15 protein-coding genes are annotated in these 16,645 nt (G+C 72.4%); 9 read left to right on the top strand and 6 right to left on the bottom strand.

Annotated elements, in window-relative coordinates; all coding sequences use genetic code 11:
• Nucleotides 1–6: 6 nt before the first annotated feature.
• Nucleotides 7–138, bottom strand: coding sequence for a hypothetical protein (locus AP234_RS39295; protein WP_268778091.1), 132 nt, complete (start codon nt 136–138; stop codon nt 7–9).
• Nucleotides 139–309: 171 nt separating this feature from the next.
• Here AP234_RS39295 and AP234_RS29245 point away from each other — a divergent pair, with 171 nt between their 5' ends.
• From AP234_RS29245 to AP234_RS35475, 4 genes are read left to right on the top strand one after another with little or no spacing between them, the layout of a single operon-like run.
• Entirely contained in the window at nt 310–516 is a 207-nt protein-coding gene (locus AP234_RS29245) for an aroma-sacti cluster domain-containing protein (protein ID WP_055482975.1), read from the top strand.
• Nucleotides 513–3,551: an AAA family ATPase gene (locus AP234_RS29240; protein WP_055482974.1), complete on the top strand. Its 3,039-nt coding sequence runs from the start codon at nt 513–515 to the stop codon at nt 3,549–3,551. The genes AP234_RS29245 and AP234_RS29240 overlap by 4 nt, the downstream gene beginning before the upstream one ends.
• The gene (locus tag AP234_RS29235) at nt 3,548–4,423 is read left to right on the top strand and encodes a S8 family serine peptidase (protein WP_055482973.1); all 876 of its coding nucleotides are present in this window, start codon (nt 3,548–3,550) and stop codon (nt 4,421–4,423) included. Before AP234_RS29240 ends, AP234_RS29235 begins: the two co-directional genes overlap by 4 nt.
• On the top strand, nt 4,410–5,156 hold the full coding sequence (locus AP234_RS35475) for a GAF domain-containing protein (RefSeq protein WP_055482972.1): 747 nt from the start codon (nt 4,410–4,412) through the stop codon (nt 5,154–5,156). The genes AP234_RS29235 and AP234_RS35475 overlap by 14 nt, the downstream gene beginning before the upstream one ends.
• A 16-nt stretch (nt 5,157–5,172) precedes the next feature.
• On the opposite strand, the gene AP234_RS29225 is transcribed toward AP234_RS35475, so the two are convergent.
• The 3 genes from AP234_RS29225 to AP234_RS29215 form a co-directional block, all read right to left on the bottom strand.
• Nucleotides 5,173–6,471 (bottom strand): NAD(P)/FAD-dependent oxidoreductase, encoded by a 1,299-nt coding sequence (locus AP234_RS29225; protein WP_055482971.1) that lies wholly within the window; start codon nt 6,469–6,471, stop codon nt 5,173–5,175.
• A gap of 9 nt (nt 6,472–6,480) precedes the next feature.
• Nucleotides 6,481–6,903, bottom strand: coding sequence for an ATP-binding protein (locus tag AP234_RS29220; protein ID WP_055482970.1), 423 nt, complete (start codon nt 6,901–6,903; stop codon nt 6,481–6,483).
• 128 nt (nt 6,904–7,031) lie between these two features.
• Nucleotides 7,032–7,811: a SigB/SigF/SigG family RNA polymerase sigma factor gene (locus tag AP234_RS29215; RefSeq protein WP_055482969.1), complete on the bottom strand. Its 780-nt coding sequence runs from the start codon at nt 7,809–7,811 to the stop codon at nt 7,032–7,034.
• A 230-nt stretch (nt 7,812–8,041) separates the two neighbouring features.
• Between AP234_RS29215 and AP234_RS29210 the strand changes: the two genes are divergently transcribed.
• A complete protein-coding gene (locus tag AP234_RS29210) occupies nt 8,042–8,401 on the top strand; it encodes an STAS domain-containing protein (protein ID WP_235558436.1) in 360 nt (119 codons plus the stop codon).
• Nucleotides 8,402–8,471: 70 nt separating this feature from the next.
• Here the strand turns inward: AP234_RS29210 and AP234_RS29205 are convergent, their stop codons facing one another.
• Complete coding sequence (locus AP234_RS29205) at nt 8,472–9,263, bottom strand: ANTAR domain-containing protein (RefSeq protein WP_063843129.1); 792 nt, start codon at nt 9,261–9,263, stop codon at nt 8,472–8,474.
• A 100-nt stretch (nt 9,264–9,363) separates the two neighbouring features.
• On the opposite strand from AP234_RS29205, the gene AP234_RS29200 reads away from it, so the two are divergent.
• A complete protein-coding gene (locus tag AP234_RS29200) occupies nt 9,364–11,319 on the top strand; it encodes a SpoIIE family protein phosphatase (RefSeq protein WP_055482968.1) in 1,956 nt (651 codons plus the stop codon).
• Between the two features lie 281 nt (nt 11,320–11,600).
• On the top strand, nt 11,601–12,650 hold the full coding sequence (locus AP234_RS29195) for a glycosyltransferase (protein WP_055482967.1): 1,050 nt from the start codon (nt 11,601–11,603) through the stop codon (nt 12,648–12,650).
• Nucleotides 12,651–12,745: 95 nt separating this feature from the next.
• Here the strand turns inward: AP234_RS29195 and AP234_RS29190 are convergent, their stop codons facing one another.
• The gene (locus tag AP234_RS29190) at nt 12,746–13,927 is read right to left on the bottom strand and encodes a PucR family transcriptional regulator (protein ID WP_200926772.1); all 1,182 of its coding nucleotides are present in this window, start codon (nt 13,925–13,927) and stop codon (nt 12,746–12,748) included.
• A gap of 83 nt (nt 13,928–14,010) precedes the next feature.
• On the opposite strand from AP234_RS29190, the gene AP234_RS29185 reads away from it, so the two are divergent.
• Both AP234_RS29185 and pruA read left to right on the top strand, forming a co-directional pair.
• A complete protein-coding gene (locus AP234_RS29185; protein WP_055483006.1) occupies nt 14,011–14,934 on the top strand; it encodes a proline dehydrogenase family protein in 924 nt (307 codons plus the stop codon).
• 3 nt (nt 14,935–14,937) lie between these two features.
• Nucleotides 14,938–16,563 carry an L-glutamate gamma-semialdehyde dehydrogenase gene (pruA, locus tag AP234_RS29180; protein ID WP_055482965.1) on the top strand — a complete coding sequence of 542 codons (1,626 nt, stop codon included), beginning with the start codon at nt 14,938–14,940 and terminating at the stop codon, nt 16,561–16,563.
• Nucleotides 16,564–16,645: the final 82 nt, after the last annotated feature.

The following is a 16,645-nucleotide window of genomic DNA, read 5'->3' as shown; positions in this document are numbered from 1 at the left end:
GGAGTCTCAGTTGACCTTCTCCTGGTGACCGACGCACCAGGGGGTCTCCTCGCCTTCGTCGTCGGAGTGCGCGACGACCTCGGGGGCCTCTTCTTCGGTGATCTCGGGCTCGGGGTTCAGGTCGTTCTGCTCGCTCATGAACTGCTCCTCACCTTCCGGCCGATGCCGTTCATCGGCGTGAGCCACACGGTAGGAACGACCAGTTTCGGAGCAGTATGGCGGCGGCATGGCGTCGCCATACTGGCGCGAAACCCGTCGTCACTAGCGTGTGGATCACCCGACGCGGCAGGCGCGACCAGGAGGTAGCCGATGACCAGCCCCGAGCCCGAAGCCCGGCCGTTCGACGCGTTGACCACCCTGCGCGCGGCGGGCCACCACGTCGACCTGCTCAGCGAGCGGCAGCGGCAGGTGTTCGCCGAGCTGAGCGAGCCCGAGGTGGAGCTGCTCATCTCCATCAAGACCCGCCTTGACGCGGTGACCGGTGAGGTCGAGGGTCACGACCTCAAGCTGGTATGAACTCCAGGGCCTCGCGCCCGGCGCGCCGCCACGTCGTCGTCGTCTTCATCGACCTCGTCGGCTCGACGGAGCTCGCGGAACGTCTCGATCCCGAGCTGCTGCGGCATGTGCTGGACCGGTACTACCAGGCGTGCACGTCGGGCATCGTCGAGCACGGCGGGGTGGTGGAGAAGTACATCGGCGACGCGATCATGGCGACCTTCGGCATCCCGATCAGCAAGGGCGACGACGCCATCCGGGCGGTCCGCGCCGCCCACGACGCCCTCGCCCGGGTCCGGGACCTGAGCGACGCGCTCGGGCACACGCACGGGATCCGGCTGGACGCGCACTGCGGCATCTCCGCCGGGGAGGCGGTCGTCATCGACCTGCCCGGGGCGGACCTGCGCGTCATCGGCGACACCGTCAACACCGCGAGCCGGCTGCAGTCGGCCGCGAGCGGCGGGGAGATCCTCGTCGGGGAGGACGTCGCCCGCATGGTCCGGTCGCAGGCCAGGGTGGAGCCGGTGCCGCCGCTCCGGTTGAAGGGCAAGAGCAGCCCGGTGCGGGCGTGGCGGCTGCTGTCGCCGGAGCCGGACGCCCGGCCGCGGGAGGATCCGACCCCGCTGATCGGCCGCGCCGCCGAGCTGGAACGGCTGCACGAGGCCCACCGCCGGGTGGTGCGGGAGCGCCGGTGCCATGTCGTGACCCTGCTCGGCGCGCCCGGCATCGGCAAGTCCCGGTTGGTCCGCGAGTTCCTGGGCGGCCTGCCCGAGGAGACGACCGTGCTCACGGGCCGGTGCCCTTCGTACGGCGTCGGCGTCACCTACCGTCCCATCACGGAGATGATCGGATCACTCAACGGGCGCTGGCCGTCGGCGGCCGCGCCGATGGAGGCGGCGAGCGTGTCGGCCCTGCGCGGTCTCACCGCCGGCGCCGGGCCGGGGCGTAGCGGGGACGGCGCGGGGGTGGAGGAGATCTCGCGAGCGGTCCGCGCCCTGTTCGAGTCGCTCGCGCGGCGGGGGCCGGTGGTGGCGGTCTGGGAGGACCTGCAGTGGGCGGAGACGACGCTCCTCGATCTCATCGAGGACCTCGCGGCCTGGCTTCCCGACGTGCCCGTCCTCCTCGTCTGCGCGGCCCGGCCCGAGCTCGCCGACATCCGGCCCGCGTGGTGCGGCGACCGGGAATGCGCGGTCCACCTGGAGCTCGGGCCGCTGGACAGGCCCGGGATGGAACGCCTGGTCGCCGCGCTGTACACCGGCCGGGCGGCGTCCGCCGAGGTGGTCGCCCATCGGGTCGACGACCTGTGCCCGCGCGTCGTCGACGGCTCCGACGGCAACCCGCTGTTCGCCGAACTGATGCTGGAGATGCTGCTGGAGGAGGGGGAGGACGCGCCGCTGCCCCCGACGATCCAGGCGCTTCTCGGCGCCCGCCTCGACCGGCTGGGCGACGGTGAGCGCGACGTGCTGGAGCGTGCCGCGACGATCGGCCACGTCTTCACGGCGGATCGGCTGAGGGTCGTGTTCCACGACGGCGAGGAACGCCGGCCGGGCCTGGACGAGCCGCTGGCACGGCTCGGGCGGCATCGCCTGATCCAGCATGGGCCGGCGCCGGGCTCGTACCAGTTCACGCAGACCCTGACCCGGGACACCGTCTACGCGATGACCCGCAAGGAGCTGCGGGCCGCCTGGCATCTGGCGCTCGCCGACCACCTGTCCGGGCAGGCCGAGCAGGACGATCTCGCCCACCACCTGGAGGCCGCCTGCCGCTTCACCCGGGAGGTCCGGCCGGACGATCCCGGGCTGCCGGCGCTCACCGAGCGGGCCGCCCGCGCCCTCATCGGGGAGGGCACGCACGCGCTGCACCGCAAGGACCTGCCGGCCGCCATCGCGCTGCTGGAACGGGGGCGCGAGCTGCTGCCGCCCGGCGACGCCGGGCACCGGCCGCTGGCCGTGCGCATCTGCGACGCGGGGCTGGCGCGCGGCGACCGCGACCGGGCGTTCGCCGCGCTGGACGCGGCGGAGCGGCTGCTGCCGGGCGACCGGCGCAACGCGACGACCTGCGCGGTCCAGCGCGAGATCCTGGCCGCCCGGTTCGGGACCCGCCCGCCGGAGCCAGGACCACTGCGCGAACTGCTCGCCGCCGACCCCGGCGACGACCTGAGCTGGTGCCGCCTGCACCAGCTGGAGGCGCTGGTCGACCTGGACGAGGGACGTTTCGGCGCCGCGGAGACGGCGCTGCGGGACGGCCTGGCCCGCGCCGCGTCCCTGGGCGACGGCTATGAGGAGAACCGCCTGCTCAGCGGGCTGTGCGAGCTGGCCCAATGGTCGCCGACGCCGATCGGGGAGAGCCTCGCGCTGTGCGCCGATCTGGCGGCCAGATTCGGTGGGGACCGGGCGCTGCTGGTGCCGGTTCTGATCACGCGGGGGCGGCTGCTCGCCCTTTCCGGCGACATCACGGCGGCCCGTGCCGTACTGGCCACGGCGGACCGGCACGTGCGCGATCTCCATCTCGATCTGGCGGCGGCCGCGGTCGTCCAGGTGCAGGGGCTGGTGGAATCCCTCGCCGGCCGCCACGCGACCGCCGAAGAGCTGTTCCGGCGGGGTGCGGCGGCGCTTCGCGCGGCGGGCCAGGTCGGCCCGGCGCTGACCCTGGAGGCCTACGAGGCGCGCGAGCTGCTGCGGCAGGGCCGCCTCCCGGAGGCGGGACGGGCGCTGGCCCGCCTTACGGCCGAGCCCGGCGGCCGCCACGCGCGCACCGAGCTGCTCCTCATCGCCCTGCGCGCCGGGGTCGAGGCCCGGCGAGGCGAGCACCGGGCGGCCGCCGCGCTCGCCGCGCTGGCGCTGGAGCGGCTCGGCCTGATCGACGATCCGTGCCTGCGCGGCGACGTGCTCGCCGAGATCGCCGACGTCCACCGCGCGGCCGGCCGTACGGCCGAATCGGCCGACGCCGCCGGACGGGCCCTGCGGGCGTACGCGGCCAAGGGCGCCGCGCTGCCGGCGGAACGGGTCCGGGTCCGGCTCGCTGCCGGGCCCGGCGGCGAGGAGGTGGAGCGGTGACCCCGCCACCGTGGCGCCGGGAGCGGCGTGAGCACTTCCCGGGCATGCCCGCCTGGGGACTGGCGACGTCCCGGCTCGAGCTGGAGGCGTTCCAGGTGAGCCGGCAGGAGGAGGTCACCAGGGACTGGGCGTGGGGCGGCGCCGACGGATCGGGCGTGCGCGTCTGCGTGGTCGACACCGGCGTCGAAGGCGGCCACCCGCTGGTCGGCGCCCTGGCGCGGTCCCTGGTGGTCGTCTCAGGGGACGGCGGGAGGCCGGTGCTGGCCGACTGCGACCCGGTCGACCCGGCGGGCCACGGCACGGCGTGCGCGAGCGTGATCCGATCGGTCGCCCCGGGGGTCTCGCTGACCTCCGTCCGGGTGCTGACCGACGGCAAGACCGGCACCGGCTCCGCCCTTCTGGCGGGCCTCCGCTGGGCCGTCGAGGCGGACTTCGACCTCGTCAACCTCAGCCTGTCGACCACGCGGAACGAGTTCCGGGCGGCACTGCACGAGCTGGCCGACCTCGCCTACTTCCGGCGCTGCCTCATCGTGGCCTCGGCGCACAACATGCCCGTGGTGAGCTTCCCCTGGGCGTTCTCCTCGGTCATCTCGGTGGCCAGCCACGACGAGCCCGACCCGTTGACCTACTACTACAACCCGGCGCCGCCGGCCGAGTTCTACGCGCGCGGTGTCAAGGTCCCGGTCGCCTGGCCGGGCGGCAGGCGGATCCACAGCACCGGAAACAGCTTCGCCGCGCCGCACATCACCGGCGTCTGCGCGCTCATCCTGAGCAAGCACGCGTGGATGACGCCGTTCCAGCTCAAGTCGGCGCTCTATCTGACCGCTCGCAACGTCGCCACAGACCACGGAGGCACGAATGTCCCTGTTTGACCCGCTGCCTTCCGGGAGCGCCGAGATCACCGAGCGGCGGCTCCTGCAGTCCATCGTGGAGGTTGCCCGGCACGTGTTCCGGTCCGCCGCCGCCTCGATCTTCCTGGTGGACGAGACCACCGGCGAGCTGGTCTTCGAGGCGGTCTCCGGCGAGGGCGAAAAGCACCTGCTGGGCACGCGGTTCCCGCCTGGTACGGGCATCGCCGGGTCGGTCGCGGCCAGCGGCCAGCCCATGATCGTCGACGACGTGGCGGAGACGGCGCAGTTCGCCCATGACGCGGCCGAGTCCACCGGCTACGTCCCGCGCAGCATCATGGCCGCGCCTCTCATCCGGTACGAGGAGTGCATCGGCGTGCTGGAGGTGCTGGACCGCACGCCCGGGCCGCCGGGCCAGAACGGCACAGGCGGCATGGCCGGCGCATTCGGCGCAGAGGGCGCTCAGGGCGCAAGAGGCTCATGGGGCGAACGGGACTCGTGGGGCGCACGGGACTCGCGGGGCGAGCTCGACGACGTCAGCCTGCTGGCGCTGCTCGCGACCCAGGCCGCCTGCGGGCTGGAGCTCCTGCTCCGGCTGCGGCACGCGACCTCCGCCGCCCGTCCCGGCGACACGGGCCGCCCCGGCGACATCCACCTGCTGCTGGAGGGGATGGCCGCGCGGATCCCCAGGGGAACCGCGACGACCAATCCCGCGGCCCTGAAGCTCCTCCTGGTCGCCGACGAGTTGCTCGGCTGAGCCGGGGATCTCGCGCTCACATGCGCGCGGCCAGGGTGAACTCCTCGCGGGGGTTCTGCACGGCCCCCAGCGAGACGATCTCCCTGGGGAAGAACAGGCCGAGCGTCCAGTCCGCCAGGATGCGGGACTTCTTGTTCAGCGTGGGCATCCGCATCAGGTGATAGGTCCGGTGCATGAACCACGCGGGATACCCGCGCAGCTCCCGGCCGTAGACCTGCGCCACGCCCTTGTAGAGCCCGAGGCTGGCCACCGATCCGGCCGACTTGTGCCGGTACGGCCGCAGGCCGCCACCGCGTAGCGCCGCCAGCAGGTTGTCGGCGAGCCGGCGGGCCTGCCGTACGGCATGCTGGGCGTTGGGCGGGCACATCTGCCCTGGACGGGTGAGGTCCGGCACGGCGGCGGCGTCCCCGGCCGTGAACGCGAAATCGGTGCCCTCGACCCGCAGGAAGGGGGTGGCCCTCACCCTGCCCTTCTCGTCCAGCGGCAGGTCGCCGGCGCGTACGAGCGGGTTCGGCTTCACCCCCGCGGTCCAGACGAGCGTGTCGGTGTCGAACGCATCGCCGTCGTCGAGGACGATGTGGCAGTTCTCCGCCGACTTCAGCAGCGTGCGCATCCTGACCTCGACGCCCCGCTCGCTCAGCTGGCGGGCGGTCCAGCGGCCCATGTCCGGCCCGACCTCGGGCAGGATGCGGTCGGTGGCCTCGACGAGGACCCAGCGCATGTCCGTCCTGCGGATCCCTTTGAAGAACCTGCAGGCGTAGGTGGCCATGTCCTCCAGCTCGGCGAGCGCCTCGACGCCGGCGAAGCCGCCACCGACGAACACGAAGGTCAGCGCCCGCCGGCGCACCTCCTCGTCGGTCGTCGAGGCGGCCACGTCCATCCGGCCGAGCACGTGGTTGCGCAGGTGGATGGCCTCCTCGACGGTCTTGAAGCCGATGCCGCTCTCGGCCAGACCGGGGATCGGGAGAAGCCGGGAGACCGAACCCGGCGCGAGGACGACGTAGTCGTAGTCGAGGGTCAGTTCCGGCCCCTCGTGTGGTTTGACCTCCGCCTTCCGGTCGGCCAGCCGGACCGAGGTGGCTCGTCCGCTGAAGATCCGGCACGACGAGAGGACCTGCCGGAGCGGGACCACGACATGCCGCGCCTCGATGCTCCCCGCCGCCGCCTCGGGCAGGAAGGGCTGGTACGTCATGTAGGAATCGTCGTCCACGACGGTGACCTGTGCCTCACCTCGGTGTAGCTTGCGCTGCAGGCGAAGCGCCGTGTACATGCCGACGTAACCGCCGCCGACGATCAGAATCCGTGGGACTGCCATGGGGGCCCCCTACCCGGTACGGACCGGGAAACGCATCGTTACGATCGTCCCGTCCGCCCCTGTTTCAACCTTCATGTCCTTGCTGAGCCGGCGCGCCACCCACAGGCCCATGCCGCTGGTCGCGTTCTCGGGCGGCGGGGTCTCCCCCGGAACGCCCTCCGGACGCCAGCCCCCGCCCTCGTCGCGCACGCCGACGACCAGGTCGGCGCCGTCCCGCCAGACGCTCAGCCGGGCCTTCGTGGAGCCGTGCGTCACCGCGTTGGTCGCGACCTCGTTCAGCGCGAGCAGGAAGTCGCCGACGGCGTCGTCCGGCATCCCGCGACGGCGTGCCTCCGCGGCGGCGAACTCCCGCACGTCCGGCAGGTCGGCCAGGGAGAAACCACGTTCCCCGGCCGACCGCGAGACGTGCGCGGAAGCGCCGTCATCCCTCACCCGGCATGCGCCTTTCGCGGGGCGTCGCGTGACGGTACGACATGGTGGACCTCATCGGTGATTCATTGACGATTCATGCGCGGCTCACGTCGCCCATGCGCTGCTCGTCCATGAGCTCCTTCATGGGCTCATCCCGCGACGAGCTCCGCACGGAGCAGGTCGAGCGTCTTGCGGAGGATCCTCGAAACGTGCATCTGGGAGATGTCGAACTCAGCGGCGATCTCGGCCTGGGTCAGGTTTCCGTAGAAACGCAGCAGGAGGATGTTCTTCTCCCGCTCGGGGAGCAGGTCGATGAGCGGCTTGACGGCCTCCCGGTCCACCAGGATGTCCAGGGCGTCGTCCTCGTCGGGAATCACGTCTCCCAGTGCCGCCGCGTCGTCGTCGGCGCCGATCGGCGCGTCCAGGGAGAGCGTGCTGTACGCCGCGGAGGCGTCCATCGTGAGCAGCATGTCCTCCTCTGAAATGTTCATCCTCTTGGCGAGCTCGGCGACCGTGGGGAACCGGCCGAGCTCCTGGGTCATCTCCGCGACCAGGCGGTTGAGCTCGGCCCGCCGCTCCTGATACAGGCGCGGCACCCGGACGGCCCAGGTGCGGTCGCGGAAGTGCCGCTTGACCTCTCCGGTCATGGTCACCATCGCGTAGCCGCGAAACCCGTGCCCGAGAGTCGGGTCGAACCCGTTGACGGCCTTCATCAGGCCGACGTAGGCCGCCTGGAGAAGGTCTTCCATCGGCTCGCCCCGGTGCAGGTAACGCCGGGCGATGTCCCTGGCCATCGGAAGGTGCATCTCCACGACCATCTCGCGGATCCGGTCCCGCCGCTCGGCGGGGAGATCCTCCCGGGCCAGCTCGGTCAGCAGTTCCTCGGCGGTCGGAGTGTCGTGGCTCGTCGTACGGCCCTCGGCAGACATCTGCGCAGGTCCCCTCGTAATCTTCGCGCGAGGGCGGCGCCTGTCCGGGATGGACCGCCTGGCAGATCCACACAGATCGTTCCATGCAGAAGGCGCGCCTCGCTACAGTGTCGAGACGAGGCCCTCTGCTGGACCTCTGAGGAACTATATTGCCAAAAATCCCGAAGTATCACCACCTGGTATCACCGCCCCTGTGGCACCAGTAATCTTCTCCGCAGAGGAGGCGCGAGGTGTCTAACAACGGGCTGCTGTCCCTGAGCTCCACCATGGCGGGCGGCATTGTGGTGATCCGCGTCAGCGGCGTCCTCGACGCCACGACGCGCGAACACTTCTCGGACTTCCTGGACGCGGCGGCGGACGACCACGGCCCGGACATGATCCTCGACCTGGGCGGAGTCACCTTCATGGACTCCCGGGCGCTGGGACTGATCGTCCATCACTGGCAGCGGGCGACCGGCGACGGCGGCAACTTCGCCCTGATCTCGGTGCAGTATCCCAACTCCAAGGTGATGTGGGTGACCGGGCTCTCGGAGCGTCTGCCGCTCTTCGACACCCTCGACGAGGCGCTCGCCGCATTCGCCGCCTCCTGACGACCCCCGGGACGTACGTCTCGGATCACTCGGGACGTACGTCTCGGACCACGCGTTCGCGTACCCGCCGTCAGGGCTCGCCGTTCCTCCGCCCGCCGGTCCTGGAAACGCCGCTCCCGGGGCCGCCGTCCTTGAGACCGCCGCTCCTGGCGCCGATGTGCCCCCGGCCCCGCTCCGACACCAGCATCCGGGCCAGGTCGGCGACCTTGACCTGGTGGTGCTGGGAGACCTGCCTGAGCTCCTCGAACGCCTCCTCGGCCGAGCAGCCGCTCGTCGACATCAAAATCCCCTTGGCCTGGTCGATGATCGAGCGTCCCTCCATGGCCTCCTGCATCTGGGCCGCGTCGGTCAGGACGTCGTCGAACTGCCGCACGTTGGCCAGCGCCACCGTCACCTGCTCCCTGAGCAGGGCCGGGAGCGAGCCGTCTCCGGTGAAGGCCGCCTGACCGAAGACGCCGGCGCGCACGCCGTACAGACCGATGATCACTACGCCGTCGTCCACCTCGATGGGCAGCGCGAACACCGAACGCACACCGTGCCGTACGGCCGTCGCGCAGTAGGCGGGCCAGCGGGGCTCGCACATCACGTCCGCCACCAGCACCGGCCTGCCGGTGGCCAGCGCCTCGCGGGAGGGCCCCTCGCGCAGCTCGCGCTCACCGTCGATCAGCGCGGTGAGCTCGCTGTGGGAGGCGGCGAGCAGCACCCGCCCGTCGGCCCACAGCTCGGCGGTGCCGCCGGCGCATCCCGGCACGCCACGCGCGGTGGCCTCCGCGATGCCACGCAGGACGCTCTCACAGGAGGCCCCCTCGGTCACCCTGCCGAGAGCGGCCAGGTCACGTACGAGGATGGACGTCGTCTCCATGATAGAAAGACCATTCCCATCGGTTCCGGATTAATCCAGGCTGGAACGATTAGACCCGGTCCTGGGCGTAGCGTCTACTCAGGTGAGGAAAGGAGGCCGCTTGCCCGCCAACTCCGAGCTTGAGCGTGCCCTTGGCGGTCTCGCCGACCGCATCGCGATCCTACGGGACGATTTCCGGCCGGAAGCGGCCCTGAGAGAGCTGGAGACCGCCGAGGACCTGCTCCGCGACGCCCTCACCGAGCTGGCCCGCGGCCACCGGCGCAGGGACGGCGGCAACCTGCGCGAGCACAAGCTGCTGCGCCAGGTCTTCCGCTCGCTTCCGGTCCCCGTGATCATCATGGACACCGGCGGCACGGTGCGGCGCATCAACAACGAGACCACCCGCCTGCTCGGCAGCCCGGCCGGCTACCTCATCGGCCGCGCCTTCCCGCTGCTCGTCGACGTGGCCGGCCGGGCCGCCTTCCGGTCGCATCTCACCGCCGTCCTGCGGGGCGAGGAGGTCTCCTCGCTGCGGACCCGGCTGGCCCATCAGGGCCGCGCCCATGTCGTACGGCTCGTGCTCAGCAGGCTGCGCATGCCCGGCGAGCCCCAGGAGATGATCGCGGCGGTCGTGCTGCCGACCGAGGTGCCGCCGACCCCGCCCCGGCTGCCCGAGATCTCCGGCCCGGCCTCGAAGCAGACCGTCACGGCCCGGGCGTCCGGAGCGGACGCCGGCCGGGCCCCGACCGGCGGGGAAGAGGCCGAAGCCGTGTCGGGGCGCCGCCCCCGGACGGACCCGGCCGTCCCCTCGCCGGATCTGATGGCCGCGGTCCGGCGGCACGAACTGCTCTCCCGGTTCGCCCGGCTGCTGCTCGACGAGGAGAGCCTGCGCGAGCCGGTGGCCCTGCTGCGCGCCGCACGCCTGCTGGCGGCCGAGACGGCCGACTGGGTCATCGCCGACGTGTTCCGGGACGGTGATCCGCGCGGCGCCGACGTTCACCGGGCCGACGTCCACCGCGCGACCGTCGTCGGCCCGGGCGACCAGCCGTCCGGCCGCCTTCAGCGGGTGATCGAGGAGACGTCCCCGGCCGAGGCGCCCATCGTCGAGCAGGTTCTGGTCACGCAGAGCGGGATCGTGCACGAGATGCTCGCCGACGACTCGCTCCTCGGCGGGACCGTGCTGAGCGACATGCGGGCCGGGTCGCTGCTGAGCGTGCCGATCCGCACCGACGACGAGGTGCACGGCGTGCTCACGCTGGTACGGCAGCGCGACCGGCGACCGTTCGGCCTGGCCGACCTCGGCCTGCTCGAGGAGATCGGCACGCACCTCGGCCTGGCCATGCGGGCCCAGCGCGGCTTCCAGCGCCGCGCCCAGGCGGCCGACACCCTCCAGACCGGCGTGCTCCCCCGCACGCTGCCGGAGATCCCCGGCTTCGAGAGCGCCGCGTTCTATCACCCGGGTTCCGGGCTGCGCGCGATCGGCGGCGAGTTCTACGACGTGTTCCGGGTGAAGAACGGCTGGGGGTTCGTCATCGGCAGCGCGGCGGGCCGGGGCGAGGAGGCGGCCGCGGTGACCGCCATGGTGCGCAACGGGCTGCGGGTGCTGAGCGTCTGGGAGGACGACCCGGGACAGGCCATGCGCAAGGTCAACGACGCGCTCGTGGTGCAGCGTACCGGCCTGTTCGTGATGGCCGCCGCCGGTTTCGTGCGCGGGCGCAAGGTGCGCCTCGCCTCGGCCGGGCACCATCCGGCCGCGCTGCTCCACCCCGGCGGCGGGGTCCGCTTCACCGAGGGCGGCGGCGTCCCGCTGGGATTCGAGGAGGGGTCGATCCCCGCCACCGAGGAGCTGGTGATCCCGGCGGGCGAGACGCTGCTGCTCTACTCCGACGGGCTGGTCGGCGCGCAGAGCACGGCCGGGGAGAACTACGGCGAGGCACGCCTGACCGAGTTGCTCGCCCGGTGTGTGGGCCAGCCGCCGGGCGCGGTGGTGAAGGCGGTCGAGGAGGACCACCGGGCCTTCTGCGGCAGCCACGCCACCGACGAGGTCACCGTGCTCGCACTGCGCAGATCCAGGTGAGGACGCACCCGGTCTCCCGATTTCCGGTCCGATCTGCGAATATGGTGTAATCCGCGCCGCCGGCGATGAGGAGAAGGCCGAGGGGAGCATCCGGGGACAGGCCCAGGAGGAGCCCGGGAAGCGCCGAAGGAGAACCGGGAAGCGGGGCGCCCGTCGGCGGCCGAGCGAAGATTTTTCTCGATTAGGCGTTTAGCGAGGATCAGAGTACGGTAATCAGGCACTTATCGTGCCTAAGACGCAGGCACACCTTCTAGACGCCTTCCTTGCCGTTGAGGTGTGCCATGGATATCGCCATCGTCTCTGCTCACGAACTCACACCGGACACTCCCGCGATCGCCCGCGAGCTCGCGCGCGGCCACCGGGTGACCATGTACACGCGATGCAACGCCCAGGGCGCCGCGATCGAGCACGTCCCGGCCGGGCCGGACGTGGAACTGTCGGAAAGCGACCTGCTCCCCTACATCCCGGACTTCAGCGCCGGGCTGCGGCAGCGGTGGCGGAAGAGCCGCCCCGACATCATCCACGCCTACTCCTGGACCAGCGGTCTGGCCGCCATCGCCGGGTCGGAGGGCCTGGGCGTGCCGGTCACCCAGACCTTCCACACCCATCACGACGACAGCAGGCCCGCGCCGGTACGCCGGCTGGAGTGCGCGATCGGCCGCCGCGCCAGGGCCGTGATCGCCGCCTGCGCCGACGAGGAGTCCGAGCTGATCCGGATGGGGGTCCCCCGCCGCAACATCTCGGTCGTGCCGCAGGGCATCGACGTGGAGCGCTTCCACCGCCAGGGCCCCGCCTGCCCGCGCGGCGACCGGCCGCGGCTCCTGCACGTGGGTCACGTGGGCGCGGCCAGCGCCGTGTCCGCGCTGATGTCGGTGCCCGACGCCGAGCTGGTCATCGCGGGCGGCGACGGACCCGCGGTGGAACGACTGCGCACGCTCGCCGCCGACCGCGGCCTGGCCGACCGGGTGGAGGCGCTCGGCACGGTCCCGCATGATTCGATGCCCCAGCTGATGCGCAGCGCGGACCTGGTGCTGTCGCTGTCCCCGTCCGTGCCGAACGGAACGGCGGCGCTGGAGGCGATGGCCTGCGGCGTCCCGGTGATCGCGTCGGCGGCCGGCGCCCACCTGGACGCGGTCGTGGACGGCGTGACCGGCTTCCTGGCCCGGCCCGACCGGCCCCTGGAGGTGGCCCAGCGGATCCGCAGGCTGCTGGGCGACGCCACGCTGCGCACGGCCATCGGATACGCCGCGGCCGACCGCGCCCGGTCCCGCTACTCGCTCGAGCGCATCAGCATGGAACTGCTGCGGGTCTACGAGAAGACCTGCGCCTGACCGTGCATCCCGTTCATGCCGACCCGCTCATCCCGCCGACCCGCTCATCCCGCCGACCCGCTCATGCCGCCGACCCGTTCATCCCGCCGGCCCGTTCATCCGCCTGACCGCCCGTCCCGGCCGGCCTGTGCCCGGTCGGGAGGCGGCCGGCGGATCAGCGCGGCGGCCTTGAGCGCCAGGTGGAGGAGCAGCCGGCTCTCCCCGTCTGCGAGGTCGAGCCCGGTGAGGCGCTCGGCCTTGCCCAGCCGGTAATAGAGCGTCTGACGGTGAACGCCCAGCGCGGCCGCGGTCTCCTGCACGTGCCCGGCATGGTCCAGGTACGTCTCAACCGTGTGGGCCAGGTCCCGCGACGCCGGCGCCGACAGCGCGGCGCACTCCGCGGCCAGATCCGCGAGCTCCCGGTGCGACAGCCGGACCAGCAGGCGGTAGACGCCCAGCCCCGGCCAGCTCGCCACCGGGCCGTGCCCGGCGACGTGCTCGGCCACCCGAAGCGCGAGAAGCGCCTCCTGCCAGCTCTCCCACGCCTCGTCGGGGTCCTCCCGGGAACCCCCGACACCGGCCGCCGATCCGTACGCGTCCCGCAGCCGGTCCGCGACCTCCCGCGCCTGCGCGGCGGGGGCCAGCACGGCCAGCAGCCCCTCGCCCGCGTCCTCGCCCGGCGGCCCGCCCGATCCGCCGTCCGGGTCGGCCAGCACGCCGCGCGGCAGCGGCGGCGGTTCGCCGCCCCCCTCCGGCGGGGTCCGTACGGCGAGGGCCGCCACCGGGCCCTCGACCTCGACGTCGGCGGCCGCCCGGACGGCGGGATCGGCGGAGAAGAAGTCACGCAGCCGGACCCGCCGTCCGCGGGCCTCCCGGGCCAGCCGCGCCGCGGCCCGGGCCACCAGCGGCGCCACGGCGGCCAGCCGCTCGTCGGTCAGCGCACCCTCTGATCCCCCGGAGAGAACCGGTCCCCCCGATGGCGCCGGTTCACCCGCGGGAGGGGCGTCCAGCAGCCAGAGGTAGCCGTAGTTCACTCCGCGATGCCGCAGCGGGACGCAGACCCGGCCGAGCAGTCCGGGCAGGCCGGGGATGCGCACCGGGCCGGTCGCCGTGGCGATGCCGTACGCCTCGAAATGGGCGCGCACCTCGGCGGAGGCCCGCCGGCGCAGGATCGACTCCTGCCGGACCCGGTCGATGTCCCCGCTCTGCTCGCCGTACGCGAGCAGCTTGAACGACCGGTCCTCGATCGTCACCGACGCGTCGAGCAGCCGCGCGATCTCATCGGCGATGTCCTGCATGGACTCCATTGTTGTGCATCTGTAGGAAAATCCTGTGGCGGATGTCCGTGGACCCCGTGACCTGGGACTTTTACCCTTTGGCCATGCTCGGATCTCTGCTTCTCGCGGCCTCGCGCAGCCCGCTGGCACGCCGGGCCGTGTCGAATCTGCGGGCCACCCGCGGCGTCGTCGACCGCTTCGTGGCCGGGGAGTCGACCGCCGACGCCGTCACGACGACCCGCCGCCTGACCGGCGCCGGGCTCGCGGTCACGATCGACCACCTCGGCGAGGAGGTCCGCGACAAGGAGACCGCGGTCGAGGCCGCCGATGCGTACGTCACGCTGCTGGGCGCGCTGCGTCCGCTCGGGCTCGGCGACCGGGCCGAGGTGTCGGTGAAGCTGTCGGCTGTCGGGCAGGCGCTCGACGGCGGCAAACCCGACGGCATCGCGCTGGAGAACGCCAGGCGGATCTGCTCGGCGGCACGCGACTGCGGCGCGGCCGTCACCCTGGACATGGAGGACCACACCACGGTCGACTCCACGCTGGAGATCCTGCGCGCGCTGCGCGCGGACTTCCCGGAGACCGGCGTGGCGATCCAGGCGTACCTGCTGCGCAGCGAGGCCGACTGCCGCGACCTCGCCGGCTCGCGGGTCCGCCTGGTCAAGGGCGCCTACCGCGAGCCCGCCTCCGTCGCCTACCAGGGCAGGGGCGAGGTGGACCGGGCCTACGTCCGGTGCCTGCGAGTGCTCATGGCGGGCGAGGGGTATCCCATGGTGGCCACGCACGACGACCGGCTGATCGCCGTCGCCGAGATGCTCGCCGGCCGGCATGGCCGCGACCGGGACGGTTACGAGTACCAGATGTTGTACGGCATCCGGACCGACAGGCAGCGCGACCTCGCCGCCGCCGGGCACCGGGTGCGCGTCTACGTTCCGTTCGGCGACGACTGGTACGGCTACTTCATGCGCCGTCTCGCCGAGCGCCCGGCCAACGTCGCCTTCTTCCTGCGCGCTCTGAAAGGCAAGTGAGCAATGGATGCGATCACCAACGTCCCCCTCCCGGTCAACGAGCCGGTGTACGGCTACGCCCCCGGCAGCGCCGAGCGCGCGGCCCTGGAGGCCAGGGTCAAGGAGCTCGGCGAGACGCGGCTCGATCTCACGATGACGATCGGCGGTGAGCGGCGGATGGCGGGCGGCGCCCCGATCGACGTCGTCCAGCCGCACAACCACGCCGCCGTGCTGGGCACCACGGCCGACGCGACCGCCGCCGACGTCCGCGCGGCGATCGACACGGCGCTGGCCGCCGCCCCCGCCTGGCGGGCCCTGCCGTTCGAGGAGCGGGCCGCGGTCTTCCTTAAGGCCGCCGATCTGCTGGCCGGCCCGTGGCGGGCCACGATCAACGCCTCGACGATGCTCGGCCAGTCCAAGTCGGTGCAGCAGGCCGAGATCGACGCGGCCTGCGAGCTGATCGACTTCTTCCGGTTCAACGTCTCCTTCGCCCGGCAGCTCCTGGCCGAGCAGCCGGCGTCGTCGCCGGGCGCGTGGAACCGCATGGAGTATCGCCCGCTGGAGGGCTTCGTCCTGGCGATCACGCCGTTCAACTTCACCTCGATCGCGGCGAACCTGCCGACCGCCCCCGCGCTGATGGGGAACGTCGTCGTCTGGAAGCCGTCGCCGACCCAGCAGTTCGCCGCGCACTTCACGATGCGGCTGCTGGAGGCCGCCGGGCTGCCGCCCGGTGTGATCAACATGGTGACCGGCAACGGCGCAGCCGTCTCGGAGGTGGCGCTGCCGCACCCCGAGCTGGCCGGGATCCACTTCACCGGGTCGACCGCGACCTTCCAGCACCTGTGGCGTACGGTCGGGGAGAACATCGCCGGCTACCGGGGTTATCCGAGGCTGGTCGGCGAGACCGGCGGCAAGGACTTCGTGATCGCCCACCCCTCCGCCTCGGCCGAGGTGCTGTCGACCGCGCTGATCCGCGGCGCCTTCGAGTACCAGGGGCAGAAGTGCTCGGCCGCCTCCCGGGCGTACGTGCCGCGGTCGCTGTGGTCGCGGATGCGGGACGACTTCGTGGCCACGGCCGAGTCGCTCACGGTCGGCGACGTGGCGAGCGACCTGTCGGCGTTCATGGGGGCCGTCATCGACGGCCGGGCGTTCGCCAAGCACCGGGCGGCCATCGACCGGGCCCGGGCGACGGACTCGATCGACGTGCTGACCGGGTCGTACGACGACTCGACCGGCTATTTCGTGAAGCCGACCGTGCTGGAGTGCGCCGACCCGGCGGACGAGGTGTTCGTCAAGGAGTACTTCGGCCCGATCCTCGCGGTGCACGTGTACGACGACGCGTCGTACGACGCGGTGCTGGACCAGATGGAGAGCGTCGCGCCGTACGCGCTGACCGGCGCGGTGATCGCGCAGGACCGGTACGCGATCGCGGCGGCCACCGAGCGGCTGCGCTTCGCCGCCGGCAACTTCTACGTCAACGACAAGCCCACCGGGGCGGTCGTCGGCCAGCAGCCGTTCGGCGGCGCGCGGGCATCGGGCACCAACGACAAGGCGGGGTCGATCTTCAACCTGATCCGCTGGGTGAACGCACGGACGGTCAAGGAGGCGTTCGTCCCCCCGTCCGACCACCGCTACCCCCACATGGGCTGACCCGCCCACGAAGTCCCGGGGCCGCGGAGATCGACCGGCCCCCGGACGCCCCTGCTCCTCGTCATCGGCCCACGCCCGTCCG

Origin of the sequence: Sphaerimonospora mesophila (genome assembly GCF_001417795.1) — a bacterium.
Taxonomy (GTDB): Bacteria; Actinomycetota; Actinomycetes; order Streptosporangiales; family Streptosporangiaceae; genus Sphaerimonospora; species Sphaerimonospora mesophila.
The sequence above is the reverse complement of the archived record's forward strand: the minus strand, read 5'-3'. Positions and strand labels throughout refer to the sequence as shown.